General features: G+C 70.9%; 19 protein-coding genes. 7 read left to right on the forward strand and 12 right to left on the reverse strand.

The annotated features are described in order from the left end of the window. Positions 1 to 76: 76 nt before the first annotated feature. The 5 genes from ACIRPT_RS11895 to ACIRPT_RS11915 all read right to left on the reverse strand — a co-directional run bounded on the left by ACIRPT_RS11895 (position 77) and on the right by ACIRPT_RS11915 (position 7,395). The gene (locus ACIRPT_RS11895; RefSeq protein ID WP_403825626.1) at positions 77 to 2,554 is read right to left on the reverse strand and encodes a hypothetical protein; all 2,478 of its coding nucleotides are present in this window, start codon (positions 2,552 to 2,554) and stop codon (positions 77 to 79) included. Positions 2,555 to 2,812: 258 nt separating this feature from the next. After that, a complete protein-coding gene (locus ACIRPT_RS11900; RefSeq protein WP_403505853.1) occupies positions 2,813 to 3,511 on the reverse strand; it encodes a demethylmenaquinone methyltransferase in 699 nt (232 codons plus the stop codon). A gap of 234 nt (positions 3,512 to 3,745) precedes the next feature. Continuing rightward, on the reverse strand, positions 3,746 to 4,294 hold the full coding sequence (locus ACIRPT_RS11905) for an imidazolonepropionase-like domain-containing protein (protein WP_403825629.1): 549 nt from the start codon (positions 4,292 to 4,294) through the stop codon (positions 3,746 to 3,748). 7 nt (positions 4,295 to 4,301) lie between these two features. After that, complete coding sequence (gene mqnC / locus ACIRPT_RS11910; protein ID WP_403505858.1) at positions 4,302 to 5,501, reverse strand: cyclic dehypoxanthinyl futalosine synthase; 1,200 nt, start codon at positions 5,499 to 5,501, stop codon at positions 4,302 to 4,304. 115 nt (positions 5,502 to 5,616) lie between these two features. Continuing rightward, the gene (locus ACIRPT_RS11915; protein WP_403825633.1) at positions 5,617 to 7,395 is read right to left on the reverse strand and encodes a serine/threonine-protein kinase; all 1,779 of its coding nucleotides are present in this window, start codon (positions 7,393 to 7,395) and stop codon (positions 5,617 to 5,619) included. Positions 7,396 to 7,561: 166 nt separating this feature from the next. Here ACIRPT_RS11915 and ACIRPT_RS11920 point away from each other — a divergent pair, with 166 nt between their 5' ends. Next, the gene (locus ACIRPT_RS11920) at positions 7,562 to 8,668 is read left to right on the forward strand and encodes an alpha/beta hydrolase (RefSeq protein WP_403825636.1); all 1,107 of its coding nucleotides are present in this window, start codon (positions 7,562 to 7,564) and stop codon (positions 8,666 to 8,668) included. Here ACIRPT_RS11920 and ACIRPT_RS11925 read toward each other — a convergent pair. Next, positions 8,665 to 9,555 (reverse strand): menaquinone biosynthetic enzyme MqnA/MqnD family protein, encoded by an 891-nt coding sequence (locus ACIRPT_RS11925; protein WP_403825639.1) that lies wholly within the window; start codon positions 9,553 to 9,555, stop codon positions 8,665 to 8,667. The two genes, ACIRPT_RS11920 and ACIRPT_RS11925, sit on opposite strands and share 4 nt — an antisense overlap. A 251-nt stretch (positions 9,556 to 9,806) precedes the next feature. Here ACIRPT_RS11925 and ACIRPT_RS11930 point away from each other — a divergent pair, with 251 nt between their 5' ends. Further along, a complete protein-coding gene (locus tag ACIRPT_RS11930; RefSeq protein ID WP_003984261.1) occupies positions 9,807 to 10,010 on the forward strand; it encodes a cold-shock protein in 204 nt (67 codons plus the stop codon). Positions 10,011 to 10,393: 383 nt separating this feature from the next. On the opposite strand, the gene ACIRPT_RS11935 is transcribed toward ACIRPT_RS11930, so the two are convergent. Both ACIRPT_RS11935 and ACIRPT_RS11940 read right to left on the reverse strand, forming a co-directional pair. Further along, complete coding sequence (locus ACIRPT_RS11935) at positions 10,394 to 10,615, reverse strand: DUF397 domain-containing protein (RefSeq protein WP_403505869.1); 222 nt, start codon at positions 10,613 to 10,615, stop codon at positions 10,394 to 10,396. Further along, on the reverse strand, positions 10,596 to 11,450 hold the full coding sequence (locus ACIRPT_RS11940) for a helix-turn-helix transcriptional regulator (RefSeq protein ID WP_403505871.1): 855 nt from the start codon (positions 11,448 to 11,450) through the stop codon (positions 10,596 to 10,598). The genes ACIRPT_RS11935 and ACIRPT_RS11940 overlap by 20 nt, the downstream gene beginning before the upstream one ends. 109 nt (positions 11,451 to 11,559) lie before the next feature. Here ACIRPT_RS11940 and ACIRPT_RS11945 point away from each other — a divergent pair, with 109 nt between their 5' ends. Continuing rightward, the gene (locus ACIRPT_RS11945; protein WP_403505873.1) at positions 11,560 to 11,781 is read left to right on the forward strand and encodes a hypothetical protein; all 222 of its coding nucleotides are present in this window, start codon (positions 11,560 to 11,562) and stop codon (positions 11,779 to 11,781) included. 181 nt (positions 11,782 to 11,962) lie between these two features. Next, a complete protein-coding gene (locus ACIRPT_RS11950; protein WP_403825644.1) occupies positions 11,963 to 12,250 on the forward strand; it encodes a hypothetical protein in 288 nt (95 codons plus the stop codon). A gap of 158 nt (positions 12,251 to 12,408) precedes the next feature. Here ACIRPT_RS11950 and ACIRPT_RS11955 read toward each other — a convergent pair whose 3' ends face one another. Continuing rightward, positions 12,409 to 14,343 carry an AMP-dependent synthetase/ligase gene (locus ACIRPT_RS11955; RefSeq protein WP_403825647.1) on the reverse strand — a complete coding sequence of 645 codons (1,935 nt, stop codon included), beginning with the start codon at positions 14,341 to 14,343 and terminating at the stop codon, positions 12,409 to 12,411. A 496-nt stretch (positions 14,344 to 14,839) separates the two neighbouring features. Between ACIRPT_RS11955 and ACIRPT_RS11960 the strand changes: the two genes are divergently transcribed. Next, positions 14,840 to 15,694 (forward strand): MaoC family dehydratase, encoded by an 855-nt coding sequence (locus ACIRPT_RS11960; protein WP_403825912.1) that lies wholly within the window; start codon positions 14,840 to 14,842, stop codon positions 15,692 to 15,694. 166 nt (positions 15,695 to 15,860) lie between these two features. Here the strand turns inward: ACIRPT_RS11960 and ACIRPT_RS11965 are convergent, their stop codons facing one another. After that, entirely contained in the window at positions 15,861 to 16,529 is a 669-nt protein-coding gene (locus tag ACIRPT_RS11965; RefSeq protein ID WP_403505883.1) for a TetR/AcrR family transcriptional regulator, read from the reverse strand. 172 nt (positions 16,530 to 16,701) lie between these two features. On the opposite strand from ACIRPT_RS11965, the gene ACIRPT_RS11970 reads away from it, so the two are divergent. Further along, positions 16,702 to 17,574, forward strand: coding sequence for an alpha/beta fold hydrolase (locus ACIRPT_RS11970; protein ID WP_403825650.1), 873 nt, complete (start codon positions 16,702 to 16,704; stop codon positions 17,572 to 17,574). Between the two features lie 375 nt (positions 17,575 to 17,949). After that, positions 17,950 to 18,201, forward strand: coding sequence for a hypothetical protein (locus tag ACIRPT_RS11975; RefSeq protein WP_403505889.1), 252 nt, complete (start codon positions 17,950 to 17,952; stop codon positions 18,199 to 18,201). A 103-nt stretch (positions 18,202 to 18,304) separates the two neighbouring features. On the opposite strand, the gene ACIRPT_RS11980 is transcribed toward ACIRPT_RS11975, so the two are convergent. Together ACIRPT_RS11980 and ACIRPT_RS11985 are read right to left on the reverse strand one after the other, a co-directional pair. Beyond that, entirely contained in the window at positions 18,305 to 18,661 is a 357-nt protein-coding gene (locus ACIRPT_RS11980; protein WP_403825653.1) for a hypothetical protein, read from the reverse strand. A gap of 1,071 nt (positions 18,662 to 19,732) precedes the next feature. Continuing rightward, the gene (locus ACIRPT_RS11985) at positions 19,733 to 20,731 is read right to left on the reverse strand and encodes a helix-turn-helix domain-containing protein (protein WP_403825656.1); all 999 of its coding nucleotides are present in this window, start codon (positions 20,729 to 20,731) and stop codon (positions 19,733 to 19,735) included. Positions 20,732 to 20,999 lie beyond the last annotated feature (268 nt).

Raw genomic sequence — 20,999 nt, forward strand, 5'->3', positions numbered from 1 at the left:
CGGCGCCGCACGCGTTCGTGCCGTCGGACGCTGAGGCCCGACGGCACGAACGCGCGGCACGGCCCGCCGGGTCCCGTTAGTCGACGTCCGTTTCGGGCACGTTCCAGGTGCTGAGCGCCGTGCTGAACACCTTGTCGTTCGACGGGTCGTAGAGCGAGTCCAGGGCTTCGTAATAGATGCTGTATTCGGTGCCGTCGGCGGCGACATACGCCTGGTCGACGGCGTGGATGGTGTTCCCTTCGTCGTTGACGTAGGTGAACTCCCAGCGGGCGCCCTCGCTCTTCTGGAAGGTGTTCCGCTTCAGCTCCGTCCGCTGGTAGTTGGTGCGCTTCTTGGCGCCCTTCTCCATGCTGAGGAAGTTCTCGTACGAGGACTGCGGGGCGTGGGCGATGACGCCGATGCGCAGGTACGAGTTGCCGGTCGGCGCCTTGTAGTCGACCTGGGTTCCCTTCTGCGAGCGCTGCCAGCCCCGCATCACGCCGAGGGAGAAGCCGTACGAGTCGTACTTCCGCTCGAAGCCGGCGGGGAGGCCCGCGGTGGGGGAGGACGGCGAGGAAGAGGAGGAAGGGGAGGAAGAGGAGGTGGGCGAGTCGGTGGGGGACGGGGTGGCGGAGGAGGCGGGGGTGGCGGTGGGTCCGCCGTTCTTCTCGGTGGCGGGCTTCTCGGGCGCCTTGTGGTCGGCGGTGCCCGCCTTGTGGTTCTTGTAGTAGAGCGCGCCGGCCGTGGCACCGCCGCCGATCAGGAACGCGATGAGTGCCAGCGACACCCACTTCACGGCGCGGCGGCGGGCGGGGCGGGGTTCGTCGGGGGTGGCGAGGGGGGCCTCGGGGGCGGCGAGAGGGGCCTCGGGTGCGGCGGGTGCGGCCTCGAAGGCGGCCGGGGGCGTGGGGGTGGCCGGGGGCGTGCCGGGGGCGGCCGGGGGCGCGGCCACGGCCTCGTGGGCGGGCGACGCCGCCGGTGCGGGCGGGGCCCCGGGCATGGGCGCCGCGGGCGTGGCGGGCGGCGCGGCCGGCATTCCGGGGGGCGCCGCGGGAGCGCCGTACGGGGCGGCTGGAGCTGCCGGGGCTGCCGGGCCTGCGAGTCTGCCCGCATTGCCGCGGCCGACCACCATCCGGAGGTACGGGGCGATCAGTGCCGCGCCGAACGTCCACAGCAGCGCGAACAGCAGCGTCTCGGCGCCGCCCGCGGCCAGTTCGCCGTGCGCCGCGTAGCGCGAGCCGCCGTCACCGCCGCCATAGCCACCCCCGGAATCGTCGCCGTAGCCACCCCCGGAATCGCCGCCGTAGTCGCTGCCGTACTGGCCTCCGTAATCGCCACCGACACCGCCGACGCCGCCGGTGCTCGCTTCGTGGAAGGACGCCGACACGGTGGCTCCCGCCGCCCACACCACCAGCACCAGCGCGACCACGAAGAGGCCCGCGGCCAGCAGGTGTTCGCGCCGGTCGGCGCTGCGCCGGAGGGTCAGGAAGCCGACCAGCAGCGCACAGGCCAGACCGCCGACGATGACGCCGAACAGCGCCCAGTCGCCGCCGAACCGGCCGAGCTCGGAGTAGCCGATCGACTGCCGGCCGGACTCCAGGAACGGAAGGTTGGGCACGTTCCACTCGGCGTTCACCGGCGCGCCCCAGGCCATCGCCAGCGCGATCGCGCCGAGGTTGGGCAGCAGCACCAGCAGGGCGACCACATCGCCGCCCTCGACGTCGTCCGCCGTGGCGAGGATGGCCACAAAGGCGACCAGACCGGCCACCAGGACGACGGTGACCAGCGCGATCAGCGCGGTCCGCAGGGCGTTGAGGCCGATCCGCCAGCCGGGCCGCAGCGCGAGCCAGGCGTGCGCCTCGTCGCGCGCCAGCACCGCGCCGCCCACCACGGCCGCCAGCACGAACGAGCACAGCAGCGCGCGCCAGGCGGACGAGGACAACTCCAGGCCGTCGTAGGACGGCTGGGCCAGCAGGCCGAGCGCCAGGGTGCCGGCGCCGCACAGTACGGCGATCCGCAGCACCGTCTCCAGTACGGCCGCCCCCGAGGCGGCCGTACCGGCTATCGCGCCCGGTACGGAGGCGGCCCCCGGCGTCCCGGCCCCCGCCACGGCGGCCGCGCGGCGGGCCTTACGGGCGGCGACGGCCAGCAGCGTCACCCACAGCGCGGTGACCACCAGCGGCACCAGCGACACCGACATCTCGCCGTCGAGGCCCTCACCGAACCTGCCCAGGGGCCCGGTGGCGCTGCCGGAGAGGGTGACCCCGCCGCCCACGCTCTGCAGCAGCAGGGCGAGGAAGCACCGCATCCGGGTGCCCCAGCCGAGTCCGGCGTCGTCCGTGTCCTGCGACGAGAAGATGCCCAGCACGCACGCGAGGACCAGCAGCATCAGCGTCGGCCAGGCCGCGACCTTCAGCGCCGCGAGCCAGTCGCCCCGCATCGTGCGTCCGAGGAAGGCGCCGAAGGGCGACGGGGCGGCGGGTGCGGCGGACGGCGGATGGCCGGGCGGCGCCGCCGGGACCGGAGGCCGCCCCGGGGGCGGCGGGGGCGGCGGCCCGCCGGGTGCGGGCGGCACGACGGCCCCCCGCTCCCGGCCACATCCCATACAGAAGCGCGCCTCGGGCGGCGAGGAAGAACCACATTCCGGGCAAGGGGCGGAACGCTCGGACAACTCGAACTCCGGGAACTCGACGGGCAGCGCGAACAGCTACCACTCGCGAACGTAGGGACATGACTGCCCTACGCATGGTTCCCGCCAATTCACACCCTGTGAAGCGACGTTACCCAAGCGAGTCCGTCGGCCGGGCCCCGGCCCCGGCCGCGGAGGCCCCGCTCAGCCGGCCGGCTTGGTCCCCCGGTGGAGCGCGACCACGCCGCCGGTCAGATTGCGCCAGGCGACCTTGGTCCAGCCCACGCCCTGCATCTTGGCGGCGAGTTCGGGCTGGTTGGGCCAGGTGCGGATGGACTCGGCGAGGTAGACGTACGCGTCCGGGTTACTGCTGACCGCGCGGGCGACCGGCGGCAGCGCGCGCATCAGGTACTCGGTGTAGACGGTCCGGAACGGCGCCCAGGTCGGCTCGCTGAACTCGCAGATCACGACCCGGCCGCCCGGCTTGGTGACCCGGTACAGCTCGGCCAGCGCGGCGTCCGTGTCCTGGATGTTCCGCAGCCCGAAGGAGATGGTCACGGCGTCGAAGACCCCGTCCGCGAACGGGAGCCGGGTGCCGTCACCGGCCGTGAAGGGCAGCCACGGGTGCCGCTTCTTCCCCTCCCGCAGCATGCCGACGGAGAAGTCGCACGGCACGACGTACGCCCCGGTCCGGGCGAACGGCAGCGACGAGGTGCCGGTGCCGGCCGCGAGGTCGAGCACCCGCTCGGCGGGCCGGGCGGCCACCGCGCGGTCCACCTCCTTGCGCCACAGCCGCGCCTGCCCGAGGGAGAGCACGTCGTTGGTGAGGTCGTACCGCGCCGCCACGTCGTCGAACATCGCGGCGACTTCGTGCGGCTGCTTGTCCAGGGATGCTCGGGTCACCCGGCCATTGTCCACCGTGCCGGGGCCGGGCCCCGCACCGGGCACCGCCCCCCGCCGGAACGCTGGTCGGGGACGGCCGGGCGCCGGCCGTCCCCGCGTCAGCGATCCTGCCGGGCAGAATTCGCCATTCCGTTTCCGTTGACGCCGCCCTGACGTGTACCGGGGCCGCGTTGACGGATCCTTGACGAAGATCATCAAGGCGCGCGCTCCCCGGCTGGCGGACGTCGGCCGGCGTCAGCGCCGCCGGTGGACGAGCCGGCCGGCCAGCACGGTGGCCAGGCACGTCCCGTCCTCGCCGAACACGGCGAAATGGGCCGGTCCCCCAGTGGCCAGCGCCCGCGGCGCCGGGCCCGGCAGCTCCACGAGCCCGGAGCGCTGCACGGCCGTGCGGACCGCGGGCCGGATGAACGGCCCGGTCAGCGCCGTCGTCCCGGCCGCCAGCAGGCGTTGCAGCCCCCGCCGGGCGCTGGCTCCCCACCGCGCCTCGGTCATGCCGAGCGCGGCGAGCGCCTCCCCCGTGAGGGGCGCGCCACCGAGCTCGTCGGCCTCGCGGGGATCGGGATGGTAGGCGGCCTCCAACAGCGCGGCCCCGTCCGGCTCGTAGCGCCCTGGGGTCAGGACGCCGTCCCACTCCCGTACGCGCGCCCCGCCGTGAGCCGCGAGCAGCTCCTCGTACGGGCCGATGGCGGCGATCCGCGCGCCGTCGACGACGACCGCGTGCCCGGCGTTCAGCTCTCCGTCATGGGCGAGCCGGACACCGCGCACGCGGTGAAGTGTCAGCATCGGACGCTCAGTTGGCCTCGACGAGCTTCAGCTCGGGGTGTGCCGTCCCGCCCTCGATCGCCGTCGACGACAGATGCGAGACGACCCGCTCGTCCACCGGGTCGTTCGCCGGGTCGTCGTGCACGACCAGGTGCTCGTACGTCGTCGCCCGCTGCGCCGGAACCCGCCCCGCCTTGCGGATCAGGTCGATGATCTCCATGCGGTTGGAGCGGTGCTTGGCGCCGGCCGAGGAGACGACGTTCTCCTCCAGCATGATCGAGCCCAGGTCGTCGGCGCCGTAGTGCAGCGACAGCTGGCCGACCTCCTTGCCGGTGGTCAGCCAGGAGCCCTGGATGTGGGCGACGTTGTCGAGGAAGAGCCGGGCGATGGCGATCATCCGCAGGTACTCGAAGAGCGTGGCCTGCGTCTGGCCCTTCAGGTGGTTGTTCTCCGGCTGGTAGGTGTACGGGATGAAGGCGCGGAAGCCGCCCGTGCGGTCCTGGACGTCCCGGATCATCCGCAGGTGCTCGATGCGCTCGGCGTTGGTCTCGCCGGTGCCCATCAGCATCGTGGACGTCGACTCCACGCCCAGCTTGTGCGCCGCCTCCATGATCTCCAGCCAGCGCTCGCCGGACTCCTTCAGCGGAGCGATGGCCTTACGGGGGCGGGCGGGCAGCAGCTCGGCGCCCGCGCCCGCGAAGGAGTCCAGCCCCGCGGCGTGAATGCGCGAGATCGCCTCCTCGACGGACACCTTGGAGATCCGGGCCATGTGCTCGACCTCGGACGCGCCGAGGGAGTGGATCACCAGCTGCGGGTACGCCTTCTTGATGGCCGCGAAGTGCTCTTCGTAGTACTCGACGCCGTAGTCGGGGTGGTGGCCGCCCTGGAACATGATCTGGGTGCCGCCCAGTTCGACGGTCTCCGCGCAGCGGCGCAGGATGTCGTCGAGGTCGCGGGTCCAGCCCTTGGCGGTGTCCTTCGGCGCGGCGTAGAAGGCGCAGAACTTGCAGGCCGTGACGCACACATTGGTGTAGTTGATGTTGCGCTCGATGATGTACGTCGCGATGTGCTCGGTGCCGGCGTAGCGGCGGCGGCGCACGGCATCGGCGGCCTGGCCCAGCGCATGCAGCGGCGCGGAGCGGTACAGGTCGAGGGCTTCCTCCGGCGTGATGCGGCCGCCCTGCGCGGCGCGGTCGAGTACGGACTGGAGGTCGGCGTTCTCGGTCACCGGGCGTTCCTTTCGCGGGCTGGCATCACGACTGACCCAGCGTACGTCAGGGGTCCGACAGCCTCACTGTCGGCCGGGCGGCGGAGGCGGCCGCCCACCGTGCCCGGCCGCCGCGTCACGGCCCGGACTCCCGGGTCAGCGTCGCCTTCGGCGTCCCGCCCGCGTCGTCGTCCGAGGCGAAGCCGAGCGTGCGGCCGTCCTCGCCGAGCGTGTAGGTGACACGGGACTTGTTGCCCGTACAGCCCGGCCCCTGCTTGCCGTCCGGACGCTCCACGAGCACCAGTTCGTCCTTGGTGGCCGACTCCAGCTTCGCCTTGGCCTCGCACTGCACCAGCACCACGTCGTACACGGTGTGAATGACGTAATCCCCCTTGCCACCTGGCTTGATGACGCTGGTCATCTTGCCGTTGGGCATGCCGCGCGCCGTCGTCACACTGCCGGTCCAGGTGCCGAGGAAGCCCTTGGCGACGGCCGGCTCACCGGATCCGTCCCCCGGCGTGGCGGGCCCGCCCGTCGGCGTCTTCCTGGACGGTGGTCCGGCCCCGGCCGTGTCCCGGTTCCCCGGATCGCCCGGCAGCAGATGGAACACGAATGTCGCGGTCGTCGCGGCGGCCAGCGCACCGGCGACCGACAGCACCAGCGCGCAGCTCACCCGGCGCGGCTGCTGCTTGCCGCCGACCTCCCCGGACAGCGCGATCCGCCGCTCCTTGCGGGCGGTGGGCGACGGATCCGCGGTCGGTGCCTCGGCGGCGGCCACCCCGGCGACCGGCCAGGGGGCCGCGGGCGGGCCGGGCGGCCGGCCCGGAACACCGGGAGCCTGCGTGGGCGCGCCACCGGCACCGGGGCCGGTCGCCTCCGCCTCGAACGGCACCAGGCCGGAGGGCGGCCCGTACGAGGGATCCGCCCCCGCCCCGTACGAAGGGTCCGGCGGCCCGAACACCCCGCTCGGCGAGGCCGCACCCGGCGCCCCCACCCCCGCTCCCGCTTCCGCCTCCAGATTCAGCAGCTCCACCGCCCGGCGGCTGACCTGCTCCACGACCGCGCCGGGCAGCCATCCGGCGCGCACCAGCGCGGCGGCCCCGCCGCTGCCCTCCCCCGCGAGCCGCGCCGCGAGCTCCTCCGGGGCGGGCCGGCCGGCGGGGTCCTTGGACAGGCAGGACGCCACCAACTCCCGCAGTTCGCCGGTGAGCTGAGAACCCAGCTCCGGCTCCTCGTGCACCACCTTGTAGAGCAGCGCGGCCGACGAGTCCCCCGAGAAGGGGCTGACCCCGGTCGCCGCGTAGGCCAGTACCGCTCCCAGCGAGAAGACGTCCGCGGCCCCCGTCGCGCCCTTCCCCGCGATCTGCTCGGGCGCCATGTATCCGGGCGATCCGACCGAGACCCCGGTGGAGGTCAGCGAGGCCGTCGCCTCCGTGGCGCGCGCGATCCCGAAGTCGATCAGCAGCGGTCCGTCGAGGGTCAGCAGCACATTGGACGGCTTGACGTCCCGGTGCACCAGTCCGAGCGCATGGACGGCGGTGAGCGCCTCGGCCAGCCCCGCGCCCAGGGCCCGTACGGAGTGCTCGGCCAGCGGCCCGACATCGGCGACGGCCTGCGCGAGCGAGGGGCCCGCGACATATCCGGTGGCGATCCAGGGAAGGGACGCGTCCGGGTCGGCATCCAGGACGGGCGGGGTCCAGGCGCCGCCCACCCGCCGCGCCGACTCGATCTCCCGCCGGAAACGGGCCCGGAACTGGTCGTCGACCGCGAACTGCGCATGGACGACCTTCACCGCGACCGTGCGGCCGCCCTCGCTCCGCCCGACGTAGACCCGCCCCATCCCGCCGGCGCCGAGACGGCCCAGCAACCGGTATCCGCCCAGGACCCGTGGATCGTCCGCCGCCAGCGGCTCCATGGCTTGCCTCCCCCTGCGTATGCGCACCTCAGCTTATGACCCATGTCATGCGCGGTCACCGGAAACCTCCACCCCGCTTTCCGCATCAAACAGGGCGTAAGTCCCCACAACTCCCCCACTTGCCCCATCTGCCCCATGCGGCAGCGCGACCGTCCGGAGTACGTCCGTGCATCCCCCGCACCCCTCGCACGCCCCGCAAGCCCCGCACCCCTCTGCTTCCTCGCACCGCGCGCGCCGCCCGCGCAGAAGGCGGCCGCTCCTCATCGGCGCCGCCATCATGGCCGTCTGCCTCGCCGCAGTCCTCCCCGTCCTGGTCCATCTCGATGCGTTCTCCGACGAGGGCGAGCCCCTGTCCTTCGACGCCCCCGACCGGCCCGCCCCCGCGTCCGCTCCCGCCGACCCCACGGTCCGCATGCCCACCGGCCCCCGGTCGGAATTCCGTACGGCCAACACCCTCGACGACGGCACCAAGATCGGCGTCACGACGCTGCACGGCAAGAAATCCGGCTTCACCGGCAAGGTCTGGGTCTGGGCGCCCAAGGAGTACTACGAGGACCGCTACCGCAACAGCGCCTTTCCGGTGCTGATCGCCCTCCCCGGCGGCCCCGGCTACCCCGTGAATTACTGGATGGGCACCGACCTGAAACTCCAGAGCACCGTCAGCGACATGGTGACGGCGGGCCGGAGCAAACCCTTCCTCGTCGTCATGCCCGTCCTGAACCCGGACGCGGACCACTACTACGACGGCAGCGACATACCCGGGCAGCCGAAAATGGGCACCTGGATGTCGGACGACGTCCCCGACCTGGTCAAAGCCAATTTCCGGACGTACGCCGACCGCAACGGCTGGGCCTTCATGGGCTCCTCCTCCGGCGGTTTCGCCGGCCTCAAGCAGGTCCTCCAGCACCCGGACCGCTTCGCGGCGGTCATCGCCTCCGGCCCGGACACCCGCCCGGACTCCCCCCTCTGGCGCGGCCACGAGAAGGAGATGCGGGCCAACGACCCCGGGCTCCTGGCCGAGCGGCTCGCCGCCCGCCCGGACGCTCCCCCCGTCCACATCGAGTTCCAGATCGGCACCGAGGAAGGCGGCCGCGCCGCTCTCGAACGCTTCGTGCGGAAGTACGGAGACGGAACGGGCCCGGTCACGGCCCGTCTCCACGTCATCCAGGGTGGCGGCCACGACGCCAAGAGCTACATCCGAGGAATGCGGGAAGCCACCCTGGAGGGCATCAGCAAGGTGCTGCGCGGCCCGGCACCGGCCGCCGGCGGCTAGCCGCCCAGCAGCTCGACCTTCACATCGGCCGGGAACCCGGTCGTCGGCCCGACCCGCCGAGCGAATTCCGTCACGCCGCGCAGCTGGTCGGTCCCGAAACGGAAGTCCAGCGTCGTGAAGTAGCGCTCCAGCACCGGCTCGTCGAAGGTCTCCCAGCGGGCGGCCTGCTCGGCGACCTTGCCGACCTCCTCCAGCGACAGATCGCGCGAGGCCAGAAACGCCTCGTGCACCTTCTGTACGACGAGGGGCTCGCGCTCCAGGTAGTCGCGCCGGGTCGCCCATACGGCGAAGACGAACGGCAGCCCCGTCCAGTCCTTCCACATCTGCCCGAGGTCGTGCACCTCCAGGCCGAGCCGGGGCGCGTCGTGCAGATTGGCGCGCAGCGCGGCATCGCCGATCAGCACCGCGGCATCCGCCTCCTGCATCATCAGGCCGAGGTCGGGCGGGCAGCTGTAGTACTCGGGCCGCACGCCGATCTTCTCGGCCAGCAGCAGCTGGGCCAGCCGTACGGAGGTCCGCGAGGTCGACCCGAGGGCGACCCGGGCGCCGTCCAGCTTCTCCAGCGGCTTCTGCGAGACGATCACGCAGGACATGACCGGCCCGTCGCACCCGACGGCCAGATCGGGGAACGCGACAAGATCATCCGCGGCCCGCAGGAACTCCACCAGCGTCACCGGCGCGATGTCGAGCTCGCCGCGGACCAGCTGCTCGCTGAGCTTCTCCGGGGTGTCCTTGGTGAGGTCCAGGTCGAGCAGGGTGCCCGTACGGGCGAGGCCCCAGTAGAGGGGCAGGCAGTTCAGGAACTGGATGTGGCCCACCCGCGGCCGGCTCCGACGGTAGTCGGCCGGTGCGCCTGCGGGTGCGTCTCCAAAGGTTGAATTGTCCACATGCCGGAGGCTAGACCCGCCTCCCTTGGGGCAACGCGGCGGGGGCTGCGTATGGCCTCCGCGCCTCTCGACTAAACGTGATCTTTGGCTCTTCCGCCTCACGAGCGCACCGTGCTAGGCTCAGCGCAAGTTGCAGTTTGGTTTCCCTTGCAGTACAGAGCCTGCGGAGCATGTGACCCGCAGGCTTTTGTAGTTTTCAGACTTGTTTGCAGGTTCTGGAGCAGGGCAACCCTTTGGCCCAAGGAGGGCTTATGGCTACCGGAACCGTCAAGTGGTTCAACGCTGAAAAGGGCTTCGGCTTCATCGCCCAGGACGGCGGCGGCCCGGATGTCTTCGTCCACTACTCGGCGATCAACGCCTCTGGTTTCCGCTCCCTTGAGGAGAACCAGCAGGTGAACTTCGACGTCACGCAGGGTCCGAAGGGCCCGCAGGCGGAGAACGTTACGCCGGTCTGAGTTGCCCGGTCCGACCTTTAATCATTAGGTCGACTTAGCAAAACCCAAGGAGCCCCGCTCCTCCACTTCGGTGGGGAGAGGGGCTCCTGCCTTTTCCCGTACGCCTCGACGCCGCCCTCGCCCCACGATCGGCAGCCCGCACGAATTCCCCCGCCGGCCAGAACACCAGGCAAGAAGCGGGCAAGGAACGGCCCAAACACACGAGGAACCGTAAGAGAACAAGAAGCGGCCAAGAAGGGAACGCCACGGGGCGAGGAGCAGGGAACCCACGGAAAGGAAATGACCGCGGCCCTCACCTGGAAAGCCGACTGCCCAGCCGAAAGGGTCATCCTCCGACACGTAGCGGGAGACCTGCTGGAAGCGTTCGCCGCCGACGGCCATCTTCAGGCGTGAAACGCGTCGTCCTTGACAGCCGCGACGAAGCGGGTCCAGGCGGCGGCCGAAATGAGGACGGTGGGGCCGCCGTTGGGGGCGGTCTTGGTGTCGCGGACGGGGACGAGGCCGGGGATGTCGTCGGCGACCTCGATGCAGTCACCGCCGGAGCCGTTGCTGTAACTGCTCTTGCACCAAGTGGCGGCGCTCAAGTCAATCTGTCTGCTTGCCATTTCGGTAGTCCTCCGCCACTGCCTCGATCATGGCCAGGGACACCTCGGGTGGCAGTGCGGCGGCCCTGAGCAGATCGTACGACTTGCGGTACTCCTCCACGAGCGCCGGATCGTCGATGGTGACGCCGCTGTGCAGCGACTCCGTGTACACCAACGGCGGCGCGTCGGGAAAGGTCATGACCTTGGCCATTCCGAGCATGAAGGGATGCGGCCCCCGGTTGCGCGGAAGGATCTGTGGAACGATCCGGCGTCGCCGTGCCAGCGACGCGATGCGCTCCAGCTGTTCGGCCATTTCCCCCGGCGGGAGGATCGGGTCGCGCAGGAGCGACTCGTGCAGGATCGCCCAGTACATCGGGGTCTTGTGATCGTCCTCGAAGAGACGCGCCCGTGCCATCCGCGCGTTGACCTTCTCCTCTACCTCCTCGTCGGACGCCAGCGGGTGCGTTGCCAACACCACGGTCCCCGCGTATGCCGCGGTCTGCAGCAAACCCGGAATGACGCTGGGGCACCACTCCTCGATGGTCTTCGCGTGCTTCTCCGCTTCCAGGACCTTCTCGAAATAGTTGGCATGACCGGCCATCCGCGCCTTGCGTACGTCCTGGCAGCGCCGCTCGAAGAACCCGTCGGTCTTCAGCACACGGTCCACATGGACGGCCATGTCCAACGGCATGCGCCGCTGGCCGCGTTCGATCTCGCTGAGGTAGCTCGGCGCGTAATAGATGCCCTCGACGGTCGCCTGGAGGGTGAGGCCCGCGTCCTCGCGCTTCCAGCGCAACTCGGAGCCGTAGAAGGCAGGGACACTCGCTGATCCGTCAACGTCCTTGCGTGCAGGCATTTCTCACCGTTCCACGGTCTCGTGCCGTAAGGGAAATTCCTTCCACGCTACGCCGCACCGCGGCACTCTGTGAGCGGATCGTCACCATGCGCACAGGGAGCGAAAGCCCATGCTCAATCACGACTTGACCCACGTCGACGACGTGGACGACTGCACCGAAGCCCTCCGCAGCGCCCTCGCTGCCAACGGCATCACCCTGCCGTCCCTCGGGGTCGAGCTGCCGGCCTACGCGGGCAGCTACCGCGTCTCGCTCGTGGCGCTCGGGAACTGCAACACCGCTACGGCACGCAAGCTGACCGGCGCGCTCCGTAAGGCCGCGGCAAATAAATGACCCCGTGCCACCTCCCCCACAGAGGTGACACGGGGGTTCCAGTTTGACGCGCCGAGCGCCCCGGCTCCATAGCGGGGGGCGCCTTCTTTACGTAAGGCATGCCGACAACGTCCCGAAACACCCCCGCGACCGTGTGACCGGTCCGGGGGCTTGGCCATCAACCCCCTGGAGGTTGAGAAGCATGTCTGACCATATCCGAACGATCTCGCTCTTGGTACTGGGTTGGTTACTTCCGGCATGCGGACGGCGCCGGGCGGCGGCCGGCGCTCCGGACGAACGCCCACCCCGCGCCCTCCCCTCCGTACCGCCGGTGCGCAGGTTCCGCCGCCCCGCCGAGACCCCGCTGCGCGGCGAGGACAGCTGCCTGGTCCGGCCGTATCTGCTGACCGACGAGGAATGGCGGGAGCGGCGCGCACGGCGGGGGCGGCGGGATCTCTGGTTGGCCACCCATGGGGTGGCGGTGCGATGAGCGAGGAGAGGGGCAGCGAGAAGAGGGAAGAAGAGGGGGAGCCGAGGGAGCGGAAGGAAGATGCCGGGCGGCGTGCGGCGTTGGAGGAGAGCGTGCGGCGGCTGAACAAGTGGGCGTCCGGCGGCGGTGGGCGGCGTTGAGCGACCGGGCGGGCACGGTCAGGGCCGCTCGTACAGGGCCTCGATCTCCTTGGTGAAATCGCGGGCCACGGCGGCCCGGCGGAGTTTCAGGGACGGGGTGAGGTGGCCGGTTTCCGCCGTGAACTCGGCCGAAAGGACGGCGAAGCGGCGGATGGACTCGGCGCGGGAGACGAGGCTGTTGGCGTCGTCGACGGCGTGCTGGAGGTCGGCCAGGAGGCGCTCGTCGCGGACGAGTTCGGGGAGCGGGACGTCCCGTTTCTTGGTCATCTGGCGCCAGTGGGAGAGGCCGTCGGGGTCGAGGGTGATCAGGGCGGTGACGTACGGGCGATTGTCGCCGAGGACCATGCACTGGCCGACGAGCGGGTGCGAGCGGAGGCGGTCCTCCAGAGGGGCGGGGGCGATGTTCTTGCCGCCCGTGGTCACGATGATCTCCTTCTTGCGGCCGGTGATCGTCAGATAGCCGTCCGCGTCGAGGGCGCCCAGGTCACCGGTGGGCAGCCAGCCGTCCTGGTCGGTGACCGGGGTGGCCGTACCGGTGGCCGCGTCCCAGTAGCCGGTGAAGACATGGCCGCCGCGGAGGAGGATCTCGCCGTCGTCGGCGATCCGGACCGCGCCGCCGGGGAGCGGCCACCCGACCGTGCCGATACGGGGGCGGAGGGGCGGGGTGACGGTCGCGGCGGCGGTGGTCTCCGTCAGGCCGTATCCCTCGAAGATCTCGATGCCGGCGCCGGAGTAGAAGGCGGCGAGGCGGTGGCCCAGCGGCGAGCCGCCGCAGATGGCGTAGCGGACCTTGCCGCCCAGGGCGGACCGGATACGGCGGTAGACGAGGGGGTCGTAGAGCTTGCGGGCGGCTTTGAGAGCGAGGCCGGGTCCCGGTCCGGTTCCGTGTTCCTGGGCCTCGACGGCCTCGCCGTAGGAGCGGGCTATACGGGCCGCGCGGTCGAAGGAGGCGGCGCGGCCCATCTTTTCGGCGGTGGCGCGGCCTGTGTTGAAGACCTTTTCCAGGACGTAGGGGATGGCCAGGAGGAAGGTCGGCTGGAAGGCCGCAAGGTCCGCCAGCAGGTCATCGGTCTGGATGCTGGGGGCGTGGCCGAGGCGGACGCGGGCGCGCAGGCAGCCGATGGCGACCATCCGGCCGAAGACGTGGGAGAGGGGGAGAAAGAGGAGAGTGGCGGCGGGCTCGGCGCTGACGGACCTGAAGACCGGGTGGAGGAGTTCGACGGAGTTGTCGACCTCGGCGAAGAAGTTGGCGTGGGTGAGCGCGCAGCCCTTGGGGCGGCCGGTGGTGCCGGAGGTGTAGATGAGGGTGGCGAGGGAGGCGGGGCCGACGGTGGCGCGGCGCTCGTCCACGGCCTCGTCCGGGAGGTCGCGCCCGGCGGATATGAGCTGGGAGACGGCACCCGTGTTGAACTGCCAGAGGTGGTCGAGGGTGGGGAGTTCGTTGCGGATGCCGCTGATCAGGCGGGTTTCGTCGACGTTCTCGACGACGCAGGCGCGGGCGGCGGAGTCATGCAGGATCCATCGCGCCTGGTGGGCGGAGGAGGTCGGGTAGATGGGGACGGTGACCAGGCCGGCGGCCCAGGCGGCGAAGTCGATCAGGGTCCACTCGTAGGTCGTACGGGCCATGATCGCGAGCCGGTCGCCGGGGCGGAGGCCGTGCGCAATGAGGCCTTTGGCCACCGCCCGGACCTCGGCGGCGAATTCCGCGGCGGTGATGTCGCGCCAGGCGCCGCTCGGCTGCTTGCGGGCCAGGACGACATCGGCGGGGGCCTCGGCGGCGTTGATGAAGGGGATGTCGCCGAGGGAGCCGGTGCGGACGGGCGGGGCGAGGGCAGGGACGAAGGCCTCGCGGACGGTGCCGTTGAGGAGGGTCTTCTGCGGCTCTGTGAGGGCGGGGGCGGGGACGGTTTGCGGGGCGGCGGTTCGGGGGACGGCGCTTTCCTGGCTGAACACGGGCGGCTCCTCAATTCTTCCGCGAAATCGGGGCGAGTTGGCGGCGCGTTCTTGCTGAGGGGGCGCGTGGGGGGCGCACGAAGCTGTGGCTGAGGGCTACGGGCTGAGGGCTACAGGCTGGGGTTAGGGGTTACGGGCTGGGGGCCATGAGCAGCCAAGCCGAGGGGGGAGCGGACGGAGGACGAAAGGGATGCGGCTGCCGTCGCGGGGCGTAACGCTCCGCATGGGGACGGAAGTTGCGCTGCCGGGCATGGACTCCGGCGCCGGCCCGTCGTCCGCCCGTCACCGGTCCCGCTCTCGGCCCGCCGGCAGCGTTCATCCTCGACCAACTCTCTGACCCGCCAGTAACCTTACTTCGAAGTAAATTTACGCGAGGACCAGGAGCAGGCCAATGCCCGATCGCTACCTTCGCCTCACCAATTCCGGCCCCGGCCGCTTCCTCGCCCGCCACCTGCGTCCCTCGGACCCCACCGAGCCACGCCGGGCTCCGCGGCTGATGCCCGCCCTGGGCAAAGGCGTACTGACCGGCATCGGCAAGCGCCCGCATCCGGACGCCGCACTGCCGCCCACCCGCCTGGTCCTGCCCGTCGCCCGGATCGACCCGGCCAAGGTCGCCGCGTACGCCCAGATCTGTGGGTTTCCCGCCGCCGGGCCGCTGCCTCTGACCTATCCGCACATCCTCGGCTTCCCGCTCGCCGCCCGCCTGATGAGCGCCCGCGCCTTCCCGTTGCCGCTGCTCGGGCTGGTGCATACGACCCTCGAGATCGAGCAGTACGCGGCGCTGGACATCGGCGACCGGCTCGAACTGACCGTGTACGCCGCGCAGTTGCGCGCCCATCGACGCGGCACCGAAGTCGTGATGACGACGGAGGTACGGCGCGCGGGGCGGCTGGTGTGGGCGGACCGCAGCGGCTATCTGGCGCGGCACCGGGTGACGGACGGGCCTCGGGACCCGTCCGCCCAACCCGAGGCCGAGGCCCGGCCCGAAACCGACCGCCACATCCTCCCCGTACGGGCCGAATGGTCGCTCCCCGCGGACCTCGGCCGCCGCCATGCGGCCGTCTCAGGGGACTACAACCCCATCCACCTCCATCCGCTCACCGCCCGCCCGCTCGGCTTTCGCCGCGCCATCGCCCATGGCATGTGGACGGCGGCCCGGTGCGCCGCGGAGGCCGTACCGGCCGGGGCGCCTTCCGTACGCCTCGCGGCCATGTTCCGCGCCCCGGTGCTGCTGCCCGCCACCGTCTCGTACGCGCAGCAGGACCCGGGGGACGGCGCGGGCTGCGCCTTTCAGCTGCGGAGCGGGACGGCGGCCGGGCGGGTACATCTCTCCGGGACGGTGACCGTCTAACTGGCGCCTGTGTGCTGTGGACGCGCCCGTTGCGAACCCGTCATCCGTCCGTCGGGTGGGCCGCAACTCGCCTGTCCACCCACGGCTGTTGGGTCAGGGATGCGTCCGCGGCCGGGCGTCGACGGTGGCCATCGGGGCACCGGTCGCCGGCGATGGACCGCCCGCGTCAGCCGTCCGGCGTCCAGCGTTCGCCACCCATCAGGCGGCCCAGCCCGGCCCAGGCGAAGTTCATCAACGTGGCCGCCGTGTCCTTTGCCGCCGGGCGCTCCCACTCTCCCGACGCGCCCTCGTCCTTGCGGACGTTGGCCCATTCCGCGAGCGACTCGGCCGCGCCGACCAGCGCATGCGCGAGGCCGGCCACCTCGCGCTCGGCCAGTTCCCCGGCGCAGCCCGCCTCCTTGGCGGCCGCGCCGATCAGCCCCGTAACGAACTCCACGATCTCGGCCCGCATCGCGGCCACTTCGGGCGCGAACGGCTCGCCGTGCGTACGGGCCTGCTGATGCAGCACCGCCCACCCCTCGGGATGCGCGGCGGTGTGCGCGAAGAACCCCTTCAGCCCGCTCCACAGCTGCCGGTCGGCCGGCGCCTCCGGCTCGACGGCCGCCGTCACGGCCTCCACCAGCGCCGCCGACTCCCGCCGGATGACCGCACTGAACAGCTCGTCCTTGGAATGCAGATAGAGATAGACCAGCGGCTTGGAGACCCCGGCGGCCTCGGCGATCTCGTCCATCGAAGCCGCCCGGTAGCCGCGCCGGGCGAACGTGCGTACCGCCGCATCCAGCATCTGCCGCTCCCGGATCGCCCGCGGAACCCGCTTGCCCTTCACAGCGCCCACGCTGAATGCCCTTCCATCCCGCCCCTTTACTGCAAAGTAAGTTTACGATCTTCGCCCTCCGGCCCCCGTTCCTTGACACGATCACCGCAAGACGAGACGATACGTCTCGTCGCGCTCAGCTCGTCGCGCCTCCGTCAACCCTTCTCCGCCCCCTCTACGAACAGGACCGGCCGTGCAGCAGTTCATCGAAGCCTCCACCCCCGGAATCCGTCTGTGGACCGAACAGCGCGGGCCCGCCGACGCGCCCCCCTTGCTCCTGGTCATGGGCGCCCAGGCGACCGGCGTCGGCTGGCCCGACCCCCTGGTTGACGCGCTTGCCGCACACCACCGGGTTATCCGCTACGACCACCGCGACACCGGTCGTTCCAGCTGGCCGTTCGAGCGGCAGCCGTATCGCATCGCCGACCTCGCCGAGGACGTGATCGCCGTCCTGGACGGGCTCGGCATCGAGCGGGCGCACCTTGTCGGGCTCTCCCTCGGCGGCATGCTGGCCCAGTTGGCCGTTGCCGACCACCCCGACCGGTGGATCAGCGCCACCCTCATGGGCACCAGCGCCCTCAGCACCACCCCCTACACCCGCCCCGACGGCACCACGGTCCCGGCCGGCGAGCTCCCCGGGATCGCGCCCGAGGTCCTGGAGCTGTGGGCCCGCCCCGTCGAGGACCACGGGCCGGCGGCGGAAGTGGAACGCCGCGTCGCACACTGGCGGGTACTCGCCGGTGACCAACTCCCCTTCGACGCCGACCACTTCCGCGCCCTCGAGCGCCGCGTCATCGAGCACACCGGTCACTACCGCGTCGGCACCGCGCACGGCCGCGCCGACCACAACGGCCTGCTCCGCACCGACGAGCTCGCCAAGAACCAGGTCCCCACCCTCGTCATCGCCGCCCCCGCCGAGCCCGTCTTCCCGCCCCCGCACCCCCAGCACCTCGCCCAGACCGTCGGCAACGCCCGCCTCGTCGAGATCCCGGGCATGGGCCACGCCCTCCCGCCGGCCGTCCACGCCCCGCTGGCCGCCGCGATCCTGACGCATACGGAGCGGTGACGCCCCGAGCCCGAACCCGGACCTGAATCCGACCCCGGCTCCGAATCCGACCCCGGCCCCGAATCCGAATCCGAATCCGACGGCACGAAGGGCAGCTAACTGGGCGTCACCGTAGTTCTGCTGGAACCCATTTGGAGGGGAGGGCGGCCGCATGGGCAGCGCCGGCCCGGCAAGCCGCTCCCCCGATCGGCGTTGCGGCCGGTCGACGCCCCGGCTCGCGCAGGGCGCGGGGCGCGCACCCCGGCGGCGCCAGTTCGCGGCGGCAAGGGGGTTCGGCGCGCCGCCCGGCGATTATGAGATATTTCGTATTAACCTTTGGTAACTGCACGGAGCCGATCAATTACCGATCGCATCCGACGATCTACCGGAGATGAAATGCGCAAGCTTCGTAAGGCCGCCGTCGCGGTCGCCGCTCTCGGCACCGTCGGCCTGCTCGGCGCCGGCACCGCACACGCTCACGGCGGGAAGGAGGGCGAAACGACGTGGAACGTGAAGGCGGGCAGCTCATGCCGGGCGCACGATCTGAACGTCGACGCCCTCGGTGAGGTCGGGGTCGTCGGCGGCGCGCAGCTCACCACGCTGGGCTCGAGCATGGGCTGCAACAACATCATCGGCCTCGGCAAGTAAGAAGCCGCCCCATGCGGTGAGTCGATGCCTCGCCGCGCGACGGGCCCCGGCGCCGGCCTGCAAATCGGACGCCGGGACCCATCTCCGTTACCGGCCGACGTTACTAGCCGACGCTGTTGTTGCAGCCCATGCTCGAGCCGATCACGGTGGACTGCGAGCCCGGCTGACCCTCGCCGCCGCCCAGGTTGCCGCCCAGGCCGTTCGCGATCCCGACCTCGCCGAGCACGTCGACGTTCACGTCCTCGGACCGGCACGAGGTGCCCTGGCGGATCTCGATCTTGTCACCGCTCGACTTGTGGTGACCGTAGCCGCCCGACTTGCCGTAGTTGTCGCCGCTCGACTTCTCCTGCTGGCTGTACTCGTTGCTCGATCCGCCGCCGGCGTAGGCGGTACCGGCGCCGAGGAGGCCGACGCTGCCGAGGACGGCGACCACGACGGCAGCCTTGCGAAGCTTGAACATTTTTCTCCCTCGAGTGATTGGATTCGATCTGTAACAGATCAACTACGTACAGCTACGGGAGGGTAATATGAAAGCCCGGCAATCAATCGCCGACGCGCCGAATTCCTGACCGTCACGAAGGGGAGTCGGCCCGAATTCCCTCTCTCGGACCTGCCTTTGGCGTTGCCGCACGCACCCCGGGCAGGGGACCCCGTACGCGCGCCCACGATTACCGCGCCCGGCCGACGCCGACGACTCGACTCATGACGTGCGGCCGCACCGTCCGCCCGCCATGGGCTGCAGCGCGGGATGTCGCGGCTCGGATACGCGGTCTTTTCGCCCCGCGCTCCTCGTCATGACCACGCGGATCTGACTGTTCATCACATCACTCACCGGGCGCAACGGGGACCCGTTCACGTCACTTCGCACTTGTGGCCGCTGTGGGACGAGAAGAAGCAGACCTTCGCCGACAAGATGGTCGGCACAGCGGTCGTCCGTCCCGGCCTTGGAGAACGGCCGGGACGCATCCGCAGGATGGGATCGGGCTGGGCGGCAGCCGCCGCGGGGAGCTCCTCGTCCGTGTCCACAGCAGCGTCCGCGTCCAGGCTGGTGCTCTTGGCGCGTTGTACGCATCCCGGTCGAGGACGCGATCTCGCGCGGCCACGATCACGGGGATCACCGCTTGTCCGGCCACGTTCATAGCCGCCCGGGCACCCCTCACCTGCCGACCACCGAGAGACGGGCATCTCGGTACGAGCCTTGGGCATCCGCTGTTCACCACGGGCCACCCGCACGATCACCGGAGCCGGTGCAAGCCGAACACCGCGTTCTCCCCGAGACGGATCAGCTCCACGATCGCGCGTGCTCACCAGCACGCGGCCGGGGCCCGCAAACAGGGCCCCGCCCAGCGAGCCGGATGACCGTGCAAAGAAACCCCCAGTTTCTTTAATTGTCCCCGTCGGCCGCCCCAACGGCCGCCGGGCCGGCCCGACGTCATCGAATTCACCAGCAGCAGACTTGGTTGCTGGCCATCTCAAGGTTCCCGGTACGGCACGTGAATGTCGTTAGCACTGCGTCCACCGTGGTGAGCGCTCAGTCCTCTTGAGGTGAAGCCGGCGCCTGAGTGGAAGCCAGTTCCTGATGCCGGTAGTCGCTCGGTGGCACTCCATAGGCGGCGCGGAAGGCGCGGGTGAAGCACCCGGCCCGGGGAAAGCCCCAGCGGGTGGCAATGGCATGGATGGGGGTGGTACGCAGTGCCGGGTCGGTGAGGTTGCGCCGGGCGGCCTCCAGGCGTCGGAGGCGGATCCAGGCGGCAACGGTGGCCTCTTCGTCCTGGAAGAGGCCGTGCAGATAGCTGATCGAGATGTGGTGGGCCGCGGCGACGTCGGCCGGGGTGAGGCCGGGGTCGTGCAGGTGCTCCTGGATGAAGTGCTTGATGCGCAGGATGAGCGTCCGTCGGCGTGCCTCTGGCACGAGGGCGTCGCCGGTTTCGAGGGTCTGGGCGAAGAGGGCGGCAACCAGGTCGGTCAGGACCGTTCCCAGCCGGGGTCCGTCGGAGGGCTGGTAAGGAGTCGTGTCCGCACACAGTTGGGTGAGGAACTGCGCCAGCAGCGCGCCGATCCCTTCCCGGGCCGGCGCCCACCGTGGGACCGTGTGGCCGGCCATGTTGCGCGGCAGCGGCAGCAAGGCCTTGGGCACCTCCAGTCCCACGGAAGTGACCGGGGCCGCGCCGCTGCATATCTCCCATGGCCGGGCAGAATCATTGATAGCCAGATCGGAGGGGCGGTACACGACCTCCTGGTCATCCCATCTGCCTATCCCCGTCCCGTCCACCACGAGTGAGAGGTGGTATACGTCGGGGTCGGACTGCCGGATCAGTTTCGGCGTGCGCCGGTACACCACCTGCTGGATCGTTGCCGGCCACATGGACACGGCACCCAGGTCCAACACACGCTGGGAAGCCCGAAAATCACGGGCGTGATCGCTGCTCAAGCTCAAAGGAGCATGCGTTTGTGCCATACGCTCCGCCCAGTAGGCCAACCGCTCCGCCGCCGGCACAGCCTCGGTCCGGAAAACCTCTTCACCCAGCACGCGTCCCCCCGGTCACGAGTCTCTGCGATCGAACGGGTCAACGATAAGCGTGTGATAAACGAATCCAGGCAGGTCCCTTGCCCAGTGAGGCCGGCTCGGGCGGTGAACAGGTGCCTGCCTTGCCCTCCGGGGCACCGCGAGCGTGCGGTTCGACTTCACGCAGCTCATAAGCAGTCGGGATGCCCACGGCGAGTACAACACCTGCGGTGCGCGGAGCCCGGCTCAAAATCCCACTCGGCTGGAGGCCGGCCCGGGTCAGACCACCCCT

Origin of the sequence: Streptomyces sp. NPDC101227 (genome assembly GCF_044767545.1) — a bacterium.
Taxonomy (GTDB): Bacteria; Actinomycetota; Actinomycetes; order Streptomycetales; family Streptomycetaceae; genus Streptomyces.

Coding starts and splice junctions, on each gene's coding strand:
- ACIRPT_RS11905 (WP_403825629.1), bottom strand. CDS start 4,294: ATGCTGACACTTCACCGCGTGCGCGGTGTCCGGCTCGCCCATGACGGA.
- ACIRPT_RS11915 (WP_403825633.1), bottom strand. CDS start 7,395: ATGGAGCCGCTGGCGGCGGACGATCCACGGGTCCTGGGCGGATACCGG.
- ACIRPT_RS11930 (WP_003984261.1), top strand. CDS start 9,807: ATGGCTACCGGAACCGTCAAGTGGTTCAACGCTGAAAAGGGCTTCGGC.
- ACIRPT_RS11935 (WP_403505869.1), bottom strand. CDS start 10,615: ATGGCAAGCAGACAGATTGACTTGAGCGCCGCCACTTGGTGCAAGAGC.
- ACIRPT_RS11940 (WP_403505871.1), bottom strand. CDS start 11,450: ATGCCTGCACGCAAGGACGTTGACGGATCAGCGAGTGTCCCTGCCTTC.
- ACIRPT_RS11945 (WP_403505873.1), top strand. CDS start 11,560: ATGCTCAATCACGACTTGACCCACGTCGACGACGTGGACGACTGCACC.
- ACIRPT_RS11950 (WP_403825644.1), top strand. CDS start 11,963: ATGTCTGACCATATCCGAACGATCTCGCTCTTGGTACTGGGTTGGTTA.
- ACIRPT_RS11960 (WP_403825912.1), top strand. CDS start 14,840: ATGCCCGCCCTGGGCAAAGGCGTACTGACCGGCATCGGCAAGCGCCCG.
- ACIRPT_RS11975 (WP_403505889.1), top strand. CDS start 17,950: ATGCGCAAGCTTCGTAAGGCCGCCGTCGCGGTCGCCGCTCTCGGCACC.
- ACIRPT_RS11980 (WP_403825653.1), bottom strand. CDS start 18,661: ATGTTCAAGCTTCGCAAGGCTGCCGTCGTGGTCGCCGTCCTCGGCAGC.